This window comes from uncultured Turicimonas sp. (assembly GCF_902477955.1).
In the GTDB taxonomy this organism is placed as follows: Bacteria; Pseudomonadota; Gammaproteobacteria; order Burkholderiales; family Burkholderiaceae_F; genus Turicimonas.
Window position 1 is genome coordinate 14,631 of the sequence record NZ_CABSJB010000010.1, and the last position, 20,577, is coordinate 35,207.

Genomic DNA, 20,577 nt, shown 5'->3' on the forward strand with positions numbered 1-20,577 from the left:
GCGGAAGTCCTCGTTAACTATCTTGGTTAAGCAAATTCTGCGCGGCAGTCTCGTCGATGGAATAGCGCTGAATATAGCTCACATCTATCCGCTGTTCAGCCTGCCAAGCTGAATAGGTTGCCTGCATACGCAGCCACATAGCAGCATCAGGTCCCGGAATTGCCGCACTGAGCTTAACAGCCATTTCCGGAGAAATAGCTATCTCTCCTTTAACGAGCCTTGTAACAGTAGCCGGAGAGACACCAAGATTAGCTGCAAACTTACGAGCACTCAGTCCCAGACTTTCCATTACTGACTTAACGATATGTCCCGGATGGGGCGGATTGAACATTTTTGACATTAATGATAGTCCTCGTAATTTGTAATATAGGCATCACCCATTCGAAATTCAGAGGTGATGCGCCATCCTCCAGAGACAGTCAAAGACCAGGTACCTTGTCGATCTCCTGATAAGTTATGGAGGCGATAACCAGGATGACGAAGCTGTTGTACTCTGTTATAGAGTCCCAGGTCAACAGAAGTTCACTTAGCCGATCTGAGTATTTCGCTTGTATTCCGGCTTTAAAGCCCGTTTCAAAAAAACTTCTTCAAACCTTTGTGAGACCAGCTTTTAATCGTCTTTTTCCGTTTACCAATATGCAACAGCATAGCCTTATGTTGAATCTTATGCAACAGTGAATAAATTCCTCTAAATCAAGATCTCTTTTTATCGCGTTGCGGTGTATTCGTTTTGCTTTCCACCGAATTATTAAAGGATCTTCAAAGCAATTTCGGCGCATGCCTCGGCATCTGCTAGTGCATGGTGATGATTAAGTAAGTTGTAGCCGCAATAGCGGGCGACCGTATGAAGTTTATGGTTTGGAAGGATATTTCCAATGACTCTTCGGGAGGCACGGCAAGTACAAAGAAAATGGTATTCCGGATACGGCATCTCATAATGAGCAAACACAGCCTTTAAACATCCTTCGTCAAACGGACTGTTATGAGCAACCAGCGTCAGACCTTCTACAAGCGGGGCAGCTTGCATCCAGACATCCGGAAATAACGGTGCATTCAAAGTATCTTCTTTGCAAATACCGTGAATCTTTGTATTAAAAGACGTGTAAAAGTGAGGTGTAGGCCGAATAAGACTGTAGAACTTATCCGCAATGATGCCGTCTCGCACAATGACTAAACCAACGCTGCATACACTGGTTCTGTACATATTGGCCGTTTCAAAGTCAATCGCCGCAAAATTCTGCATCTCTTCCTTTCCTCTCTTGAATTTTTAGATTTTGTCCTAACGGGCAATTAAAATCAATATTTTTAAAGAGTTGAAACCGAACATCATGTTTCTCCTACCAAGCATCCAAGACTTTATCGACGAAAAAACTTCAGATAGTATTGAGTTTTGCTTACTGGTCTGTCTTACCAACGGCGATGGAGATCCGTATGCGATTCAGGGAATGCGGAGCATACTCGGGCTGCCTTGGTACCTCGTAGATTCTTCGGTGCCTGCTTGGATGTTTGACGAAGATTATTGGTACAAACTTGCAAAGGATTCTGACGTGGACGACATTTGCGTAAATCCTTTGTTTGCGGCTTCTTTGTTTCTGCACGTTTCTCAAACAATGATCACCGGATTTGCGGACCAAATCTCCCAAAAGTATTGTTTTACGGATAAAAGCGGAGCACTCCTACTCGCAAAAGTCGTTCGCTGCTTCAAAAAGAATCTCTCCAAAGGCAATACCTTCTCCGAGCGAGAATACCAAAGAATGGTTGAGTCTCGGTACATCCAGGCGGTTCTCGTGTGGATGGCTTTCTTAAGCGGCAAAACCAACTTTTTGAGCTCTCTTCCTTCTGATGTGTTAGAGGCTTTTTGGGATCAATTTGTAGCCGTTTTTCGACGTGAACCGATAGTTTTGGCAGCAAATTTACGAGAAAACCTCAAGAGTTTCCTGTTAGACAAAGAAAAAGAAGGAGTATTGGATGCCGCTGAAATTACACCAAGTCAATTCTTCCTTTTCTATATTGATTGCTTCAACGGCGCAAATCTTCACAAGATATCGGCCGAAGTTGTAGCCCGGATCCCGGCCTATTTCTTTTTATCTCTTTTTTATACTTTTGAAGGACACTACAAAGAAGCTGTCGCTACAATTCAGAAGGCATGCAAGGAAATTTCTAATAAGCGTGTGGTAGATGATCCTTTCCTCAATACTTTTTTGGGAATCTATCTTTTGCTTGGAAAGCAAGATCCTTCTTTATTTAAAAAAGCCGTTTCTTTAGCATCACTTAAACAAACAAAAATCCCAAGAGACGGCGGAATTCTGTTTGAACTCTGCAGTCGGATTACAGATACGGAATCCTCCGAATGGGACAACGCAGTCAGATATTATTTGCAAGGTTTCAATCCCGAATCTTTTAGCTTTTGGTGGGCACTCCTTTGCACTAAACTGAGGCCCGAGTCCACCCAGAGAGACAAGCTAAAATCTTACGCAGACGCTCCGGAACTTCCCATGTTCTTCCGAAGAGAAGCTGATGCTGTCCTCAACCCGGAAAAATATGAAAACGGAGAAACCACTTTCAGTTATGACAACAAGACCTGCGATTTTGGCGTTCCTCCCTTAATGTCTCTCATCAAAGTTCAAGCGGAATGGGAACGGGTAATAGAGCGGATTATCCAGATACAAAACAGCAGAACCCGAAGACCGGATACTGAAGATTCTGAGCGTTTTGTCTATGAGGTTGATAAGGATACGCTCGAGATTTGGCCAAGACTTCAGAAAAGAACTAAAAATGGATCCTGGACATCAGGCAAATCTTTAACTCTTTCTGCTTTTAAGAAATCAACTTCCCCGTCAGGCCCGGTTGAAAATGCACTTAGAAATTTGGTCGAAGGAGGCGAACGCTTTGTCTCTTCCAGACTGGGAGGCGCGGAGGCCATGTCTCACCTCATAGGCTATCCCTACGTCTACCGTTTGGACACAGATCTATCGCAGAGGATAGAGGTATGTAAAGGTTCGTTGGAGCTATCATTTACTAAAAATAAGAACGGAGAAATCGTTCCTCATCATAATTTGGAAGAGTTTTCGCAGGCCGCCCTGCTGACATATGATTATCTGTCCGTTTGGGAGTCTCCCGAAGTATTAAAAATCTACCATCTCTCCCATGAAGAACAGCAGATCCTAGGTCAGCTCAATAAAGTCAAATCATTTCCGGCAAGAAGCGTAAAGCCGCTGACCCAAATGATCAAAGAGATTAGTACGGACATTCCGGTACTCTCTAATCTTGTCAGCGATAAGGAGATGAAGCCGACGGCTAAAGCTGTAAGCAAAATTACTTTTCAATTCTCACCGGCAGATTACAACTGTTATTCAGTTCACGCCGTCGTACGGCCGGTACCGGGCTCAACCATGGCTTTTGAGCCGGGTCATGGCCTGCAATTTGTCACGGTTAACGTCAATAAAGAGCCTGTCTCGGTCAGCCGAGATTTGAAGAAAGAAAAGACAAATTGGGAAGAAATCGAAAATAAACTTCTGGGCTTTTCTGACTACCAAGAAAATTCCGACACCTGGATACTCAATACCGAGCAAGTCTTGGAATTCATGGAAGTATTAAGAGAAAACAAGGGGATTTGCGACATCGCTTGGCCTCAGGAAGTCAAATTCAAAGTAGATAAACCGCCAATCACATTTGACTCCATAAATCTCAATATTCGCAGCATCGGCTCGTGGCTGACAATGCAAGGAAAAGTTCAGCTTGACGGCAAAACGGCCTTAGAAATGGATGAGCTCCTCGATAAAATCCGCGAAGCTAAAGGCCGGTTCATTAAACTCAATGACACAGAGTACGTAGCAATCAGCGATAAGCTCAAAAAAGTTCTCTCGCAGATCGCCAAAGTCACTCATAAAAAGAAGAAAGAACTGGAAATCTCTGCTTTTAACGCCGGCTCTTTGAAAGAGTTAGAAGATGCCGGGGTGAGCTTAAATGCAGACCAAGAATATCGAGATCTTCTCTCTCGGATTGATTCCGCAAACGATCTGAAAGTCTCTGTCCCGCCGTCTTTACAAGCAGAACTAAGAAGTTACCAGATCGATGGGTTCGAGTGGTTGGCTAGATTGGCCCACTGGGGTGCAGGTGCCATTTTGGCTGATGACATGGGCCTGGGTAAAACGATTCAAACCATCACACTGTTGTTATTTAGAGCCTCGCAAGGCCCAAGTCTTGTCGTGACGCCGAGCTCCGTTCTTTATAACTGGCGTGATGAAATCTCCCGCTTTGCCCCGTCGCTGAATATTCACATCTTTAATTCGGGAGACCGTAAAAAGATCTTAGAAACCGCGGGCAACAACGATGTCGTGCTTTGTACCTACGGCGTTCTTAGCTCAGAAATTGAAAACATGTCTAAGACCGTATGGAATGTGGTAGTGCTTGATGAAGCTCACGCCATCAAAAACAGAACATCCCAGATATCAAAGAATGTTCATTCTTTAAAGAGCAAAGCCCGTGTCTTGCTGACTGGTACTCCGATCCAAAATCATTTAAGTGAAATTTGGAACTTATTTGATTTTGCCAACCCGGGTCTGCTCGGTTCATTGCCGGATTTCAGCGAACGATTCATCATTCCTATTGAGAAATATCAGGATAAAGAACAACAACGCCTTCTAAAAAAAATGATTTCTCCGTTCCTGTTGAGAAGAACGAAGGCGGAGGTATTGGAAGAGCTGCCGCAAAAAACGGAAATCACTATTAAAGTCTCGATGTCTCCGGAAGAAACCGCGCTTTACGAAAATCTCAGAAACAACACTCTGGAGAACCTTGCTTCCGGTGAAATCAACTCTATTCAGGCTATGGCAGCTTTGACCAAACTGCGTCAGGCCGCCTGTAATCCCAAGCTCGTTGATGCCAAACTGGACATTCCCTCATCCAAAGCTTCCGTATTCCTGGAGTTGGTTAAAGATTTGATTGCAAATAACCACCGCGCCTTGGTATTCAGTCAGTTCACTTCTCATCTTGCTTTGATTAAACAAGTTCTTGATGAGGCAAAAATCGAATACTTGTATTTAGACGGTTCAACACCAACCAGTGAAAGAAAGGGCTTGGTAGAGAAATTTCAAACCGGCTTAACGCCAATCTTTTTGATTAGCCTTAAGGCAGGAGGACTTGGTTTGAATTTGACAGGAGCGGACTACGTTATCCATCTGGATCCATGGTGGAATCCTGCCATTGAAGATCAGGCTTCCGATCGAGCTTACCGCATTGGTCAAGAAAGAGCCGTTACGATTTACAGGCTCATTACTGAGAACACAATTGAAGAAAAAATTATCGACCTTCATTTAACAAAACGCTCTCTAGCTGACGCCTTATTGGAAGGCGCAGATATGTCGAGTAAGCTCAGTAAGGAAGAAATTTTGAAACTTCTTAGCGTTTAGACAACATGCCGGCTGTCACTACAAAAACGGCCGGCTTCCCTTTTTCCGTCATGAGAAATGGTCCCTCCTTAATTTAAAACTTTGGGTAGGATGGTTTATGATCACCCACGCTTTGAGAAAACATGCCGGAATGTATGGAAATTTATATCGAAACTTCTGATTTCAAAAAGTTGGATATCGAACAATTAGGGACCAAAGAAAAATTTTGGTTAGTATCACCCAAGGGAGTTAATTGGCTCTTCAAGTTCTCTCGGCCAGGGACAGGTGAACACTGGTCTGAAGTTTGTGCAGCACTTATTGCTAATAAACTAGGAATAGCTCATGCGGAATATTACTTTTCTCGTTGGGAGGGAAAAATTGGCGTTGTTACTCCAAGTTTTGTAGAAAAAAACGAATATTTAGTAATGGGCAATGAAATCTTAAAAGACTATGATCCTTATTACCCCTCGTCTTCCTCGGAAGAGAAAGCCCCAAAAGCGTACACTCCTAAAGAAGTTTTCGATTGTTTAAAAAAATTTCAAGCTCTTGAACCTTTTCAATGGAAGGGTGAGTCTCCCACAAATATTTTTTTTGACTACCTTTTTCTAGACGCTTTAGTTGGCAATGTTGACCGGCACCATGAAAATTGGGGCATCGTCGTTAATTCTCTAGATAAAACAAAAAGTCTTGCCGTTACGTTTGATCATGCCTCTTCTCTTGGGAGAGAGTTAACAGAAAAACGGAAAAAAGACCGCCTAGAGACTAAGGATAAGAACTACTCAGTTCTTGCCTATTCAAAAAAAGCTAAAACTCCTTTTTATGAAAGTACAATTGGTAGGAGATTGGACGCTGTAGAGGTTTTATTTTCTTTTTTAGAGTTGGATCCATCACTGAAACAAAGATTGGAAGCGCTTATCAGGATATGTGAACAACAAAAGATTTCTCAGATAATCAGCTCGATACCATCCATATGGATGGCAGATCTTGATAAGACATTTGCAAAAAAATTAATAGAAGTGAATTTGGAAAGAATTAAACAAAATGCTTAATACCGCTTATGTATCCTGGAAAGACCCAGGCAGTCATGCTTGGTATGTAGTAGGCCGATTAACCGAAAAACAAGATGGTTATGAGTTCGCATACACAAAAGGTGCCATCAAAGCGAAGAATTTTGTCCCATTTCCAGGTTTCGACGATCTATATAGAAAATATTTTTCAACTACATTATTTCCTCTGTTTTCTAATCGTCTGATTAGAGATACTAGGCCTGAGTATAGTGCTTTCATTGAGTGGCTAGAGCTTCCCAAAGAAACTTCCTCTCCTGTGGATATTCTTTCTCGCTCGGGAGGAAGAAGAGCTACTGATTCTCTTCAGATTTTCAAGAGACTCCTGCCGGAAAAAGATGGAAAATTAGCCGCATATTTCTTCGCTCATGGTCTATCTCACTTGACAGACAAGGCAGATGAAAGAGTTTCAAAGTTGTTCCAGGGGGAAAAACTTGAGATCGTCCATGAGAAGGATAACCCGAAAGATCCATATGCGGCTTTAGTAACTGCTACCAATCCAAAGCAACGTGTAGGCTATCTTCCGCGTTACATGTCACGAGAACTTCTTCTTCTCCAAGAAAAATCTCCCGAATCTTTCACGGTTCAAGTGCAGGCTATCCGCCCGGATATCCCATATCACTACCGGCTACTATGCAAAATTCAAGGACTCGTGTCTCCGGAACTTTTCAATGAATTTAATCAAAATAAAGAATTTGAGGATATCTGCTGAGGCAACAACTTCGGGCTACGTCATATCTTTAAATAAGTTGAACTCATGAACTTGGCCTTTATCAGGTTATGACAGTTAGCTCGGATCCAAGACTGCCCCAATGCACTTAAAGACCGTAATTCGGAACTTGCTCAAACTAAGCTGAGTTTTGTATCTCAGTTCAAATGGATGGCTGAAACAGAAAAAGACAAGAAATTTCAAAGCAACTGCTCAACTGCTTAAGTATTCTTTCGTCTTGTGCCATCTATTCCTTCTTATAAGGACTCATCACACGGTGGGTAAGAGTGTGGGTTTAGAAAAAATTCAAAGATTTTCTGAGCCATCATCTGAGATTAGAAGAGAAAAGAGAATTTATTTAGCCAAAAAGTCACGGACCCGGTCTGTATCTAAAATCCGCCTTAATCCGAGATGTAATCCTACTGTTGAATATAAAACTTCCGATCGCGCATATCGCATTGGCCAAGAAAGATCCGTCACAATTTACAGGCTCATTACAAAGAACACCATTGAATAAAAAATTATCGACCTTCACTTAACCAAACGTTCTTTAGCTGACGCCTTATTAGAAGGCGCAGATATGTCGGGCAAGCTCAGTAAGGAAGAAATTTTGAAACTTCTTAGCGTTTAGACAACATGCCGGCTGTTACTACAAAAATGGCCGGCTTTCCGCCGCACCATTTTGAGCAAGAAGTATTTCGAACAAACGGATGATTTTTTATATAAAACGGATGAAAATTTCACTAATTTTTTCATACTTCTTATTGCCTCCGTTTTCTACCACTTCTAAGATTTTCCACCTTCTCAAAAGGAAAGAATGTCTTTTTTCGATACCGAACTGAGCAGGCTCAAGCTTTGGATTGAAAAAGACCATAGGAAACACAGTGTGATATACCACCACAAACGGTATATGAGGTGCGAAAAGTGAGTGAATTTATTGAATCTGAAGATTGCGCTTGCGAAGAAACATACAAGGACGAACATGTTTGGATGAACATTCCCGATAAACGAGGGCGCCAGCGCGTCGTCATTATCGGAGGCGGGTTCGGCGGATTAACTCTGGCTCGCAAGCTCAAGGATGAAAACTTCCAGATCGTTTTAATTGATAAAAGCAACCATCATGTTTTTCAGCCGCTGCTTTATCAAGTCTCTACCGCCGCTATTGAACCGAGTACTATTTCGTTTCCTTTTCGAAACATCTTCCGCGGAAGAGAATGTTTTCACATCCGTGCATGCGAAGCGTTGCGTGTAGACCCGGAAGAAAACATTCTTTACACCACTATCGGAAAACTTACCTTTGATCATTTGGTCATAGCAACCGGCGCGGACACAAACTACTTCGGCAATAAAAACTTGGCCCTCTATACAATGGCTCTGAAGAAAACGTCCGAAGCTCTTTATAACCGCAATCAGATCCTAGAAAGTTTTGAACTAGCTCTTTCTACCAACAGTGCAGAAGAAAGACAAAGACTCATGACTTTTGTGGTTGTCGGTGGCGGTGCAACCGGTGTGGAACTTGCTGGGGCATTAGCGGAAATGAAGAAATTCGTGCTTCCGCGAGACTACCCCGACTTAGACGCTAATCTCATGCGGATTGTCGTTGTCAGCTCCAGCAGCTGTCTGCTTCCGGCCTTTAAAGAAAAATCTTCTAAAGAGGCTGCAGATTACCTGACTTCTCGAAAAGTCGAACTTTTGTTTAATACCAGAGTTGAAGATTTTTCGAACGGCATCCTGAAGTTAAAGAATGGAGACATTCATACCTATAACGTCTTTTGGGCGGCAGGCGTACGTGCTAATTCTCTGGAAGGCTTTGATAAAGAGCTCTATGGTCCGGGCAATCGCCTTATCGTTGACCAATTTAATAGAGTTAAAGGGTTTGATCGAATTTATGCCATCGGCGACACAGCATACTTTCCGACTCAAAAATACCCTAATGGGCTGCCACAGGTTGCTCAGCCGGCGATGCAGCAGGCAACTAATATTGCCTACAACTTAAAGAAAATGATTAATAGCGAACCTCTCAAAGAGTTTAAATACTTTGATAAGGGTCAGATGGCAACTATTGGCAAGAGCCACGCCGTTGTAGAAATAGGCAGTTTCTGCTTCGGAGGAATACTAGGTTGGCTCTTATGGCTGGGTTTACACCTCTTTTATATTCTTGGTGTAAAGAATCGAATTGTTATATTTATGGACTGGTTCTTGAGTTATCTCACGTACAGCAATGCTCTGCAAATCATTGTTCTTCCGTTACGCAAGAAGCGCCATACCATTTCAATTCGTAAGGATGAAGCGCTATGTTCGAATCCGGTTAAGGACAGTCCGGAGATTCCTAAGGCACCCGGCAACACTGCTTCTTAAAAGGTTTGGGCAGATTTTTCCTCCAATTTCTTCCTGTCTGTAGTATGTCTACAAGAACAGGAGCAGTTGGGTCAATTCAAGCCGGATGTTTCATGTTTCTTTCGGTTTGTAGTTAGCCTCAGTCTGAGTATGCCTCCTTTTTGTTTAGAAAAGGAGGCCTAGCTTTTTCCAGATCCGGAAAATTAAACAGATTTTTGTTAGATTCGGAGGTTAGGAAAAAGCCGACTGCCCCACCTCAATTACCTCTTAACTTCTCAGATCTGTAAACATCGATAAGCGGGAACAAAATCATTATTGTTTCCGGTCTTCACATGCTACAGGAGCGAGTTCTAGGTAAACAGAAGCGCTTTCGCTCCATCAAATATCATTTGTGAGGAGAGAGCCGCAAGAATAAGCCCGGTAAGTTTGCTCATAACCACAAGACCGTTCTTTCCAATGGCTTTTTCAATGTAAGCTGAAGACCACAAAAGGAAACCGACGCATAAAATCGCCAAAGCGATAGAACAAAATGACGCAATCCATTCAACAAAGCCGTGGATTTCACCGCCGTATACAACTAGTGCGCCGACAGTTGCCGGACCAATGGTGATAGGAATCGCCATAGGTACTACTGCGATTGATTGAAGTGAACCTTTTACTTTCAAAGCAGAATCCTCTCCTCTGACCAGACTCACTGATGTCAAAAAGAGGATTGCCCCTGTTCCTATTCTGAAAGCATTAATAGTGATGCCGAACACTGAAAAGATATAGCCTCCGCAAAGAAGCAAGACGGTACTGACCAACAGAGTCGCAACCGTAATACGTAAAGCCAAAGAAGCTTTTTCTTGAGGAGAATAATTCTGCGCTACAGCTAAAAAAACCGATATAACAAACGGTGGAGTCAGCAGAAAGAAGAACTTAACAAAAAGTGCGAAAAAATCTGTTGCTGTCATTTTGGAAAGGCGGCTAAACGCCGCCCCCTAGATGTTAGAAGAAGATATATCTTATGGCGAAACCAGCTGTTACAGCAGCAATCGTAGTCACAAGACCTGGAACGATGTAGCTATGGTTAACCACCCAACGACCAATTTTTGTCGTGCCGGTATCATCGAAAGCTACGCCGGCAAGCAAAACTCCAGTACTCGGAATAATGAAATAGCCGCAGACTGCCGGATACATTGCGGTCAAAGTCAATCCATCAATTCCCAAGGCCACACCTAACGGAATCATGGCTCCAACCGTTGCGCCTTGACTATGAGTTAAAGCAGAAACAACGAATAACCCGAGAGCAAATAAATAAGGCTGTCCCTGAACTAAGCTAGCAATTTCAGACTTGATAAGCGGAAGATTGTTTGCAATCCAGGTATCGGACATCCATGCTAAGCCAAAAATTGTCACAACGCCCATCATGCCTGCCTTAAATACTGAGCTCGAAGTAATTTTGCCTGGATCGGCTTTGCAGAACATAACCATAAAGGCGGCCGAAATCAGCATCACCATTTCGATCATTTGCGTCATATTGACCTTAAGAACCTTTCCAGCTGCATTCGTCACTTCTGGACGTAACGATGGGAAAGTACCAACCAAAACGACGACAACGGCAGATATCAAGAAGATTGCCACTGATGCTTTAGCATAGCCGGAAAAGTTATGCCCGCCTAAAGCTTCCTTCTTACCGGCATCCATATCTTTAAACAAACCGGCTTTTACTTTTTCAAGATAGACAGGATCTTCTGATAGTTCCAAGCCTTTTTTATAGACCGACAATGCACCGAAGAACAAACCGATCAAAGTTGCGGGAACTACAATTGCCAAGATCTGAAAATAGCTGACATTCAACGGGGCTAAGAAAGCGACTAAAGCTACGGTAGCCGCAGAAATCGGGCTCGACGGGACTGCATGCTGAGACGCAATCACGGAAATAGAAATCGGTCTTTCCGGTCGAATCCCCGTCTCTCTTGACACCTCTGCAATCACAGGAAGCAGGTTATAGAGCACGTTGCCTGTTCCTGCCATGAAGGTAAAGAGCCACGCAATGACAGGTGCAACAAAAACAATATTTTTAGGATTTCGTCTAAGAAGCTTTTCTGCCCAGCGAACCAAAACATCCATACCTCCAGCCGTCTGCAAGGTAGAAGCGGCCAACACAACCGCCATCATGATTAACATGACGTTAATCGGAGGATTTGCCGGAGCGAGTCCGAAGAAAACTACTAAGATACCAAGCCCGATACCGCCGGCCATACCAAAAAAGATGCCGCCCCAGTGAGCGCCAACTACCATGGCCAAGATGACAATTAGAAATTCTGCAAAGAACATAATCAGCTCCTATTTACCTTGAGCCAGGCAGTTCGTGGTTTCCTCAAGCAACGCTTTTGCGTTATTGATTTGCTCAACTCTACCGGCGAGCACTCGTTCGTCTTTTCCTAACTGATTCTTCAATTCTGTTAACTGACGAAGCACTTCTTCTTTGTTTGAGCCGCCGATTGTCCGTTTGCTTTGAGCATTGAGTTCAGGATCTAAAGCTTGCTTAATCAATTCATCCGTGAGAGTCGTTGACTTGCCGAGAACTTCAAGACAAATGAGATCTACTTCCTCTCGGGTGATCTCATTGGCGAGTTTGCCATGATCCTGCATATATCCGACCAGACGGGCAACAACGTTATGAGCACTTCTGAAGGAGATGCCGTCATGACGAACGAAGTAGTTCGCCAATTCAGTAACGGTGCAATAATTCCCGACAGCCGCTTGAAGCATTCTCTCTTTCTTGAGAGTCAAGGTCTTAACAGTAACGTCAAGCAAGGCAATAAGTGCTTCAAATTCATTCAATGCCGTCCAAACAAATCTCATGGCTTCTGTTGAAGAGTCACGGCAGTGAGTAAATGGAATATTCTTCAATGAACTGAAAACGGAAACAAAGAAGCCTTCTAAGTGAGCTGCCTTAGCCTTACAGCATTCCAAAGTCAGCGCATTTTTCTTTTGAGGCATGATGGAAGAACATCCGGCAACGGAATCATCGACTTCCAGATATCCGTATTCCGGCGTGCTCCAAACATACAAGTCAAAGCAAAATCTAGATAATGTACATGCAGCAATAGATAAAGCAGCGATGATTTCCAGGCAATAGTCACGGCTAGCGGTACAGTCAATAGAATTTTGAAGAGGTTTATTGAAACCTAAGAGCTCGCTTGTGCGGTTTCTATTGATCATGAAGGTCGTAGAACCCATGGAGCCGCCACCCAACGGACAAAGATTCAAGGCGTCCCAGCAGCGTTCAATTCTCCAGTAACTCCTTTCTAACGCCTCAAGCATGCCGGCACAGTAATGAGCAAAAGTAATCGGCTCAGAAGGCTGAAGATGCGTATATCCGCTCATGACGGCATCAGGACAGCTCTGCCCTAGTTCAAGAATGGATTGGCGCAGTCCATTGAAAGATTCGCAAAGTTTGAGAAAATATCCGCGAATATCCATTCTTTGTTCTGTGGCAAACAGATCATTACGGGATCGAGCTGTGTGCTGTTGTCCTCCTACTTCGGGGCCGGTTTGTTCAATGAGATATCTCTCTAAATTGAAATACAAATCTTCAACATTGGGATTGATTTCGAAAACCGGATGATCCTGCATTTTTGAAATTTCCTGAGTACAGGCGAGAATCTTTGCTCCGACTTCTTTAGTAATGATCCCTTCTTCAACAAGCATAATGACGTGAGCTTTGTTGATGTCCAAAATCGTCTGATAACTTCTTTCTAAATCTTGCTTAATTGCTGGATTGATTAAGTACTTCACAACCTCAGGTGAAGGTTTTTTAGAAATTTTGCCGCGATGCTTTTCGTCCATTTTGGATCTCCTTGTTGGTTTGAGAATGAGATAGAACCAACTATAAGCCCTGGACAATAAGACTCAACAAAGTTCAAATAATTAGATTTATTAGTTTGATTTTTTATAAATTTTTATAATTTTTTAAGTATTTGGATTAAGCTTTTACCTAACATATCCAAATGAGCGGTGCCATGAACAAAACAACCGTTTTTAGTCAGCACGGTCAAGTCTTTTTGACAGTGGCAGAACACCTTTCTGTAGTGAAAGCCGCAGATGTTCTTGGCATAAAACAATCCAGCATCTCATACCACTTAAACCAATTGGAAAAAGAGCTGAACGTTCCTCTGCTGGATCGGAGAACAAAACCGATTTCATTGACACCAGAAGGAAAATTGCTATTTGATGAGCTGAGTTACGAACAAAGACACCTGACGGAGTTTTTATCAAAGCTGCAGCAAAGAAACTTGCATGCACCTGTTATTCGCTTCGGCATCATCGAAAGTCTTTCTTACAATTTGGGTACTGACCTGATACAAAGTTTTTTTTCAAAAAGCCAACATGTGAAGATGGTTTCCGGAACTTCAGAGAGGCTTATTCAGCAATTGGAGAATAATGAACTCGATTGGGCTATTACAAGCCGGACTCCAGATGCTCTTAAGTTCGCAAAGACTGTTCTTTTTGAAGAACCTTCCGTTTTAGCAACGCCGAAATCTTTGAAATTTCCAACAGACCATCCTACCTGGGATAACCTTAAATATTGCGGCCTTCCGTTCTTACGATACAACCGCTCATCCGGAGGAGATGTGATAACAGAATCTATGCTGAACTCACTTTCTCTCCATTTACCTTACCGGCTTCAGGTCGACACAGGTGGTGTAATGGTGAGACTTATTCAGAAAGGCATTGGATGGAGTTTTTTAAGACCTGCAACCTTGCTTCAGCATTCAGAGTTTGTTAACAGCCTTAATATTTTGCCGATGCCCTCTCCTGTAATCACAAGAAAAATCGTGCTGATTCATAAAAAGAACAGCCATATATTTGGCTATGAAGAGGTCAAGCAGAAATCAATAGAATTCTTGAACGGACAGTTCAAAAGAGATCTAACACAGCTAATTCCTTGGCTCTATCAATCTTGATTGAGTGCTAGACAAAAATGCCGAAAGCTCTCTACCAAAAAAATGCTGTTCATTTATTCTAACATTCGAATTGATAGAATGTTAGAATATGTCGATTTTTATTAGAATAGCGCGTTAGAAAACGAGGTTTGCTATTCTGAATTTTGAACCCTTCAATTTAGAATTTCACTCTGAGTGAAAAAATAATTGTAGCCCTCGCCAACACGGTATTTCAGTTGAGTTTCCGTTGAAGGATGTAAGTTTGTATAATTGAAACAGAAAAACAGCAATTTTTTGCGGAAGAGTGCTTTGTTTCAGTTGAAGGATGTAAGTTTGTACAATTAAAACTCATTGTCGCGAAATTCAATTATCACAGTATTGAGGTTTCAGTTGAAGGATGTAAGTTTGTACAATTGAAACACCGTCAAACAATTAGAAGCGGTAAAAACTTACCGACGTTTCAGTTGAAGGATGTAAGTTTGTACAATTGAAACACAGCAAATCAGTGCTTTTGCTCAGCATGCTACAGAGTTTCAGTTGAAGGATGTAAGTTTGTACAATTGAAACCCTCAGCTAATGCTATGAAATATATAAATTTTATTTTGTGTTAGCTGAGGATTTCTTCGAAACACTTCAAATTGCACGAAAAGTTCCATAATTTTCGAAAAATTTTATATTCACCCTATCCCTATTACCGGGACCAAAGTAACTTCCTTCTCTCAATCCAGCGCTCCCTCCGAGTTAGTTTCCTTTTAAACTGAAAAGGACTCTCGCTTGTTGTTTTTCGAAAAATTGTGGATTTCTCGCTCGAGTCGTCATTGGTTCCAGCGCCATCGTCACTCGCATTTTTCACGATGATTTCCCAGTAACCAGTTAAAAGATTATTGGCAACGAAGTTAGAGTGGCAGGCTATTTTGCTAGAATTAATTCACCCCCCCCCGTCTTCCCTGCCTGTCTTTCTTGTTATCGCTTACTCATTTTTTATGTCTTTTCCTTTGTTCAGATCAAGGCTTCGTAAAAACTGTGATAGCTGAATTTCGTGATAATGAAAAAGTTAAAAGGGTCAACTCTTGACAAGCCAGAATACATTCCTCAGAAATTTTCGGGTCTCCAAACACTAAAACCCGCTCGAAAGCGGGTTTTTGTGTTTTTATCGCAAAGTTATTGAGATAACGGAATAGATTTACAAGCGTCGGAATCTACTCTTTCACGCATCTCTTTGCCTGCTTTGAAGTGAGGGGCATATTTGGCCGGAACTTCAACTGAGGCGCCGGTTTTTGGGTTACGTCCCTTTCTTGGAGGTCTGTAATTTAAAGCAAAGCTCCCAAATCCGCGAATCTCAATCCTGTTCCCTTCCGCCAGGGTCGCTGCCATCACGTTAATGATCTTATTTACAGCTTCATCAACTTCCTTTGCTGACATGCGATCCTGGACAAGAAGCGGATCCTCTGCAAGCAATGCTATCAATTCAGATTTAGTCATTGCCACGTGAGGTGCCTCTTACTTGGATTGGTCCAATTTTGCTTTCAACAAAGCGCCGAGATTTGTGGTGCCGGACTGTGCATCAGCAGTCATCTTTTCCATTGCTTCGCGAGTTTCAGCCTGATCCTTAGCCTTGATGGAAAGCTGGATTGTGCGAGCCTTGCGGTCAATGTTAGTAATGGCAGCTGTTACTTCGTCGCCTTCCTTCAAAACGTTTCTGGCGTCTTCAACTCTGTCCGGAGAGATTTCGCTGGCGCGGAGGTAGCCTTCAGCTTCGTTGCCGAGATCGATAACGGCACCTCTTGCATCAACAGATTTAACCTTACCTGTTACAACAGCACCCTTTTCATGAGTGGATGTGTAGTTGGAGAACGGGTCGCCTGTCATCTGTTTGACGCCGAGAGAAATACGTTCGCGTTCTACGTCGATGGAGAGAACTGTAGCTTCGAGTTCGTCGCCCTTCTTGTAGTTGCGCTTGGCTTCTTCGCCCGGTTCTGTCCAAGAAAGGTCAGAGAGGTGAACCAAACCGTCGATGCCGCCTGGCAAGCCGATGAATACACCGAAATCAGTGATGGACTTGATCTGGCCGCTGACTTTGTCGCCCTTCTGGTGAGAAGCTGCGAATTCTTCCCATGGATTTGGTTTGCACTGTTTCATGCCAAGGGAAATACGACGGCGTTCTTCGTCGATTTCGAGAACCATGACTTCAACTTCGTCGCCGAGCTGAACAACTTTCTTCGGATCAACATTCTTGTTTGTCCAATCCATTTCGGAAACGTGGACAAGACCTTCGATGCCTGTTTCGATTTCAACGAAAGCACCGTATTCAGTGATGTTGGTAACTTTACCGAACAAACGTGTGTTCTGTGGGTAGCGGCGTGCAATACCGAGCCATGGATCTTCACCAAGCTGCTTGATACCGAGGGAAACACGGTTCTTGTCCTGATCGAACTTGAGAACCTTGGCTGTGATTTCCTGACCTTGTTCAAGAACTTCGCTCGGATGACGTACGCGTCTCCAGGCCAAGTCGGTGATGTGAAGAAGACCGTCGATACCGCCGAGGTCAACGAATGCACCGTAGTCGGTAATGTTCTTGACGATACCCTTAACAACTGCACCTTCCTGAAGGTTTTCAAGAAGTTTGGCTCTTTCTTCGCCCATGTTGGCTTCAACAACGGCACGGCGGCTGACAACAACGTTGTTGCGCTTGCGATCAAGTTTGATAACCTTGAATTCCATTGTCTTGCCTTCGTAAGGAGTAGTGTCCTTAACCGGGCGTGTGTCAACCAAGGAACCTGGAAGGAAAGCACGGATGCCGTTTGTCATAACAGTCAAGCCGCCCTTAACCTTGCCGGTAACTGTACCGGAAACGAGTTCGCCGGATTCAAGAGCTTTTTCAAGATTCATCCAAGCAGCAAGTCTCTTGGCTTTGTCACGGGAAAGAATTGTGTCGCCGTAGCCGTTTTCGAGACTTTCGATAGCAACGGAAACGAAGTCACCCGGTTGAACGTCAACTTCACCGCGGTCGTCTTTGAACTCTTCGATAGGAATGAAGGATTCGCTCTTCAAGCCTGCGTTAACAACAACGAAGTTATAGTCAACACGAACAACTTCAGCTGTGATGACTTCGCCTTGTTTCATTTCTTGTTTAGCAAGGCTCTGTTCAAAAAGATCGGCAAAGGATTCTTTTACGGGTTGGTTTTGTTTATCTGTCATGTAAATAAATAAGTTGTTTTAAAGAGACAATTTCTTTAAAACGGGTTAGTTAAATTCCCATATTCCAACGCGAAATACAGGGGCACACTTCAAAGGCTTAAGCCTCGGTTCCGCGGTACCACTCCAGAACCTGGTTAATCGTTTCTTCCAGCGTCAAGTCCGATGAATCAAGGATTCTCGCGCCGGGTGCAGGAACTAAAGGAGCAACAGATCGCTTCAAATCACGCTCGTCTCGCTCTTTCAAATCCTTCACAAGGTCAGCAATATTACTATGAATTCCTTTCTCTTTCAACTGGTTATAGCGTCTTTTTGCTCTAGCCTCGGCAGAAGCTGTGAGGAAAATTTTCAATGTTGCTTCCGGGAACACCACGCTTCCCATGTCTCGGCCGTCGGCAACTAGCCCCGGAGCCTGCGCATAATCTCTCTGAAGCTTGAACAATGCTTTTCTCACCTTGGGGTGCACTGCCACTTTGCTTGCGGCTAAACCTACTTCTTCCTGACGGATAGCATCTGTGACATCCTCTCCTTCGAGCAAAATCTTTCCGTCATTGAAAACCGCTTTCAAATTGACGGCGGTCTGTTCAATCTGCTCTTCATCGTCGAGATGTTTCTGCTGTTTTAAGGCCGCATAAGCCGTCAAGCGATAAAGTGAGCCGCTGTCGAGAACGTTAAATCCTAAAACTTTGGCAACACCGGCAGAGACACTGCCTTTGCCCGAAGCAACCGGCCCGTCAATCGTAATAATCGGAATGTTCTGATCCATGCTTACTCCTTAATGACCGAAGCCAGTCTTTCAAAATAATCCGGGAATGTCTTGGCCACGCAGCCCGGGTCACGGATTTCTACTTCAACGCCGCCGGCTGCAATCAAAGACATGCACATCGCCATGCGGTGATCTTTATAGGTATCAAATGTAGCGCCCTGCAGTTTTTCAGGCGGGACAATTCTCAGCCAGTCAGGGCCCGAAGTTACTTGACAGCCCACTTTTCTCAGCTCTTTTGCCATCGCCTCGATGCGATCGGTTTCTTTAACGCGCCAGCTGCCGATTCCTCTCAAAGTTGTCGGGCCTTCGCACATGGGTGCGATAGCGGCAATGGTCATCGCGGCATCCGGAATCTGCCGGAAATCTTCATCAATTCCTTGCAGCTTCGGACCGTAGATGGAAGGAGCGGTCTTAATCCAGTTTTCTCCGCGGGTAACCGAAGCACCGGTTTTTGCTAAATACTCAACAAACGCCGCGTCCCCCTGCAGACTGTCTCGGCCTACGCCTTTGACAGTAAGCGGACCGACAAGAGCACCTAAAGCAAGGAAGTAAGATGCACTCGAGGCATCTGCCTCAACCATCATTTCTCCCGGAGAAATGTACGGATGAGACGGAACAACGTAGGTTTCTACATCGATTGTGACGATGACGCCGAAACGTGCCATCAGCTTGCATGTCAGAGACACATAGGGAGAGCTAACCAACTCGCCGTCAATCACGATATTGAGGCCTTGAGCAGGTGCCACCAGCGGAGCAGCCATTAAGAGGCCCGAGGCAAACTGACTTGAAACGTTTCCTTTAACGTGCACGACATCGCTCGTAATTCGTGTACTCGGATAAATCTTTAACGGCGGAAATCCCTGCTCTCCCAAACAAACGATTTGTGCGCCGATGGAGTTCAGTGCTTCAACCAAATGTCCCATCGGTCTTTCACGCATTCTTTGAACGCCGTCTAAAACGTACTCTCCGCCGGAGAATGCCAGGACAGAAGCCAGCGGCCGCATGGAAGTTCCGGAATTGCCTAAGAACAAATCGGCTCTTTTAACCGGGAAGTTGCCGTCGCAGCCTTCAACGATGACTTCATCGCCGTTTTGTTCAAGCTTTACTCCCAATTCTTTGAGCGCGCCGATCATCATGTCGGTGTCTTCAGCAACAAGCAGATTCTTTAAATGCGTTGTCCCTCTGGACAACGCCGCTAAAAGAAGAGCACGATTAGAAATGCTTTTTGAGCCGGGAAGGCTCACCGTCCCCCCGACTTTCTTAATGGGTTTAATGACTCTTACTTCTTCCATCGTCTTTTCCTGGATCTTGTTTACTGGCAGAAAACACGAGTCCTCTGCGGTTTTTCATGGCGTTTTCAAAGCAGGCTTCAAGCTTTTGCGCATCTGAGTTGTCAATGGCTTCTTGAAGTTCTTCAAGCTCCTGTCTATACCGCTTCAGCTCTTTAGATATCGCCGCGCGGTTGCTCAGGCAAATATCACGCCACATTGCCGGAGAACTGGCCGCGATTCTGGTGAAGTCACGGAATCCGGCCCCGGCCATACCGAGCTTTTCCTTCGCATATTTTTCTTTGGTAATCATATCTACCAATGCGTAGGCAAGAACGTGCGGTAAATGGCTGACCGAAGCAAAGATAGCATCGTGCATCTCAGGAGACATCACTTTGATCTTCGCGCCGGCTTTGGTCCATGCATCTTCAATAAATTTAACCTTCTCCGGATCCATTTCATCGGTCGGCGTAGAAATGACCCACTTGTCGTTGAATAAATCCTTCGTGGCGTAAGCAACGCCGGGCAGTTCTCCGCCGGCAATAGGATGACCCGGCGCATATTGGCGGAATTTCTCTTTGAGCCCTTTTCTGGCCGCCTCAATTACCGTCATGCGCGTTGACCCGACATCGGTGACGACTGCGTCCGGCTTGAGATAGTCTGCTAAATCAGAAAATACCTTTTCCATCGCTTGAACCGGCACGGCCACGACAACAATATCTGCGTCTTTTACGGCTTCCGGAATGGAAGTGGTCCAGCTGTCTGCCGCTCCCATTTCCTTAGCCAGCTTCAGACTTTCCTCCCGGTGTCCGCAGGCGATAACTTCATCGACCAACCCGGCCTGCTTCCAGCTCAAAGCCATTGAGCCGCCAATCAGACCGAAGCCGATAACTGCCATTTTTGTCATTCTTTCT

General features: G+C 44.1%; 16 protein-coding genes and 1 CRISPR repeat array. Of the genes, 5 read left to right on the top strand and 11 right to left on the bottom strand.

Going from position 1 to position 20,577, the window contains the following annotated elements; translation table 11 throughout:
* Nucleotides 1-13 precede the first annotated feature (13 nt).
* From RDK53_RS04370 to RDK53_RS04380, 3 genes are all read right to left on the bottom strand, one after another.
* Complete coding sequence (locus RDK53_RS04370; protein ID WP_308513467.1) at nucleotides 14-340, bottom strand: HigA family addiction module antitoxin; 327 nt, start codon at nucleotides 338-340, stop codon at nucleotides 14-16.
* Nucleotides 340-510, bottom strand: coding sequence for a type II toxin-antitoxin system RelE/ParE family toxin (locus tag RDK53_RS04375; protein ID WP_308513503.1), 171 nt, complete (start codon nucleotides 508-510; stop codon nucleotides 340-342). Before RDK53_RS04375 ends, RDK53_RS04370 begins: the two co-directional genes overlap by 1 nt.
* Before the next feature lie 238 nt (nucleotides 511-748).
* The gene (locus RDK53_RS04380) at nucleotides 749-1,243 is read right to left on the bottom strand and encodes a 3'-5' exonuclease (protein ID WP_308513468.1); all 495 of its coding nucleotides are present in this window, start codon (nucleotides 1,241-1,243) and stop codon (nucleotides 749-751) included.
* Between the two features lie 85 nt (nucleotides 1,244-1,328).
* Between RDK53_RS04380 and RDK53_RS04385 the strand changes: the two genes are divergently transcribed.
* The 4 genes from RDK53_RS04385 to RDK53_RS04400 all read left to right on the top strand — a co-directional run bounded on the left by RDK53_RS04385 (nucleotide 1,329) and on the right by RDK53_RS04400 (nucleotide 9,521).
* Nucleotides 1,329-5,411 carry a DEAD/DEAH box helicase gene (locus RDK53_RS04385; protein ID WP_308513469.1) on the top strand — a complete coding sequence of 1,361 codons (4,083 nt, stop codon included), beginning with the start codon at nucleotides 1,329-1,331 and terminating at the stop codon, nucleotides 5,409-5,411.
* Between the two features lie 134 nt (nucleotides 5,412-5,545).
* The gene (locus RDK53_RS04390) at nucleotides 5,546-6,439 is read left to right on the top strand and encodes a hypothetical protein (protein ID WP_308513470.1); all 894 of its coding nucleotides are present in this window, start codon (nucleotides 5,546-5,548) and stop codon (nucleotides 6,437-6,439) included.
* The gene (locus tag RDK53_RS04395) at nucleotides 6,432-7,166 is read left to right on the top strand and encodes an HIRAN domain-containing protein (RefSeq protein WP_308513471.1); all 735 of its coding nucleotides are present in this window, start codon (nucleotides 6,432-6,434) and stop codon (nucleotides 7,164-7,166) included. Before RDK53_RS04390 ends, RDK53_RS04395 begins: the two co-directional genes overlap by 8 nt.
* A gap of 921 nt (nucleotides 7,167-8,087) precedes the next feature.
* Nucleotides 8,088-9,521, top strand: a complete 1,434-nt coding sequence (locus RDK53_RS04400; RefSeq protein WP_308513472.1) for an FAD-dependent oxidoreductase — start codon at nucleotides 8,088-8,090, stop codon at nucleotides 9,519-9,521.
* 329 nt (nucleotides 9,522-9,850) lie between these two features.
* On the opposite strand, the gene RDK53_RS04405 is transcribed toward RDK53_RS04400, so the two are convergent.
* The 3 genes from RDK53_RS04405 to argH are packed head-to-tail and all read right to left on the bottom strand — an operon-like array spanning nucleotide 9,851 to nucleotide 13,337.
* Nucleotides 9,851-10,453 carry a MarC family protein gene (locus tag RDK53_RS04405; protein ID WP_308513473.1) on the bottom strand — a complete coding sequence of 201 codons (603 nt, stop codon included), beginning with the start codon at nucleotides 10,451-10,453 and terminating at the stop codon, nucleotides 9,851-9,853.
* Between the two features lie 34 nt (nucleotides 10,454-10,487).
* On the bottom strand, nucleotides 10,488-11,819 hold the full coding sequence (locus tag RDK53_RS04410) for an anaerobic C4-dicarboxylate transporter (protein ID WP_282164181.1): 1,332 nt from the start codon (nucleotides 11,817-11,819) through the stop codon (nucleotides 10,488-10,490).
* Nucleotides 11,820-11,828: 9 nt separating this feature from the next.
* Complete coding sequence (gene argH / locus RDK53_RS04415) at nucleotides 11,829-13,337, bottom strand: argininosuccinate lyase (RefSeq protein WP_308513474.1); 1,509 nt, start codon at nucleotides 13,335-13,337, stop codon at nucleotides 11,829-11,831.
* Nucleotides 13,338-13,510: 173 nt separating this feature from the next.
* Here argH and RDK53_RS04420 point away from each other — a divergent pair, with 173 nt between their 5' ends.
* On the top strand, nucleotides 13,511-14,455 hold the full coding sequence (locus tag RDK53_RS04420; RefSeq protein WP_308513475.1) for a LysR family transcriptional regulator: 945 nt from the start codon (nucleotides 13,511-13,513) through the stop codon (nucleotides 14,453-14,455).
* Nucleotides 14,456-14,663: 208 nt separating this feature from the next.
* Nucleotides 14,664-15,001: direct repeats of the CRISPR family, unit length 32 nt; unit sequence GTTTCAGTTGAAGGATGTAAGTTTGTACAATT.
* A 594-nt stretch (nucleotides 15,002-15,595) separates the two neighbouring features.
* Here the strand turns inward: RDK53_RS04420 and RDK53_RS04425 are convergent.
* From RDK53_RS04425 to RDK53_RS04445, 5 genes are all read right to left on the bottom strand, one after another.
* Nucleotides 15,596-15,916: an integration host factor subunit beta gene (locus tag RDK53_RS04425; protein ID WP_066595594.1), complete on the bottom strand. Its 321-nt coding sequence runs from the start codon at nucleotides 15,914-15,916 to the stop codon at nucleotides 15,596-15,598.
* A gap of 18 nt (nucleotides 15,917-15,934) precedes the next feature.
* Nucleotides 15,935-17,632 (bottom strand): 30S ribosomal protein S1, encoded by a 1,698-nt coding sequence (gene rpsA, locus RDK53_RS04430; protein WP_308513476.1) that lies wholly within the window; start codon nucleotides 17,630-17,632, stop codon nucleotides 15,935-15,937.
* A gap of 97 nt (nucleotides 17,633-17,729) precedes the next feature.
* Nucleotides 17,730-18,395, bottom strand: coding sequence for a (d)CMP kinase (gene cmk / locus RDK53_RS04435; RefSeq protein ID WP_308513477.1), 666 nt, complete (start codon nucleotides 18,393-18,395; stop codon nucleotides 17,730-17,732).
* A 2-nt stretch (nucleotides 18,396-18,397) separates the two neighbouring features.
* Nucleotides 18,398-19,687, bottom strand: coding sequence for a 3-phosphoshikimate 1-carboxyvinyltransferase (gene aroA / locus RDK53_RS04440; protein WP_308513478.1), 1,290 nt, complete (start codon nucleotides 19,685-19,687; stop codon nucleotides 18,398-18,400).
* Nucleotides 19,665-20,570 carry a prephenate dehydrogenase/arogenate dehydrogenase family protein gene (locus tag RDK53_RS04445; protein ID WP_308513479.1) on the bottom strand — a complete coding sequence of 302 codons (906 nt, stop codon included), beginning with the start codon at nucleotides 20,568-20,570 and terminating at the stop codon, nucleotides 19,665-19,667. Before RDK53_RS04445 ends, aroA begins: the two co-directional genes overlap by 23 nt.
* Between the last annotated feature and the right edge of the window lie 7 nt (nucleotides 20,571-20,577).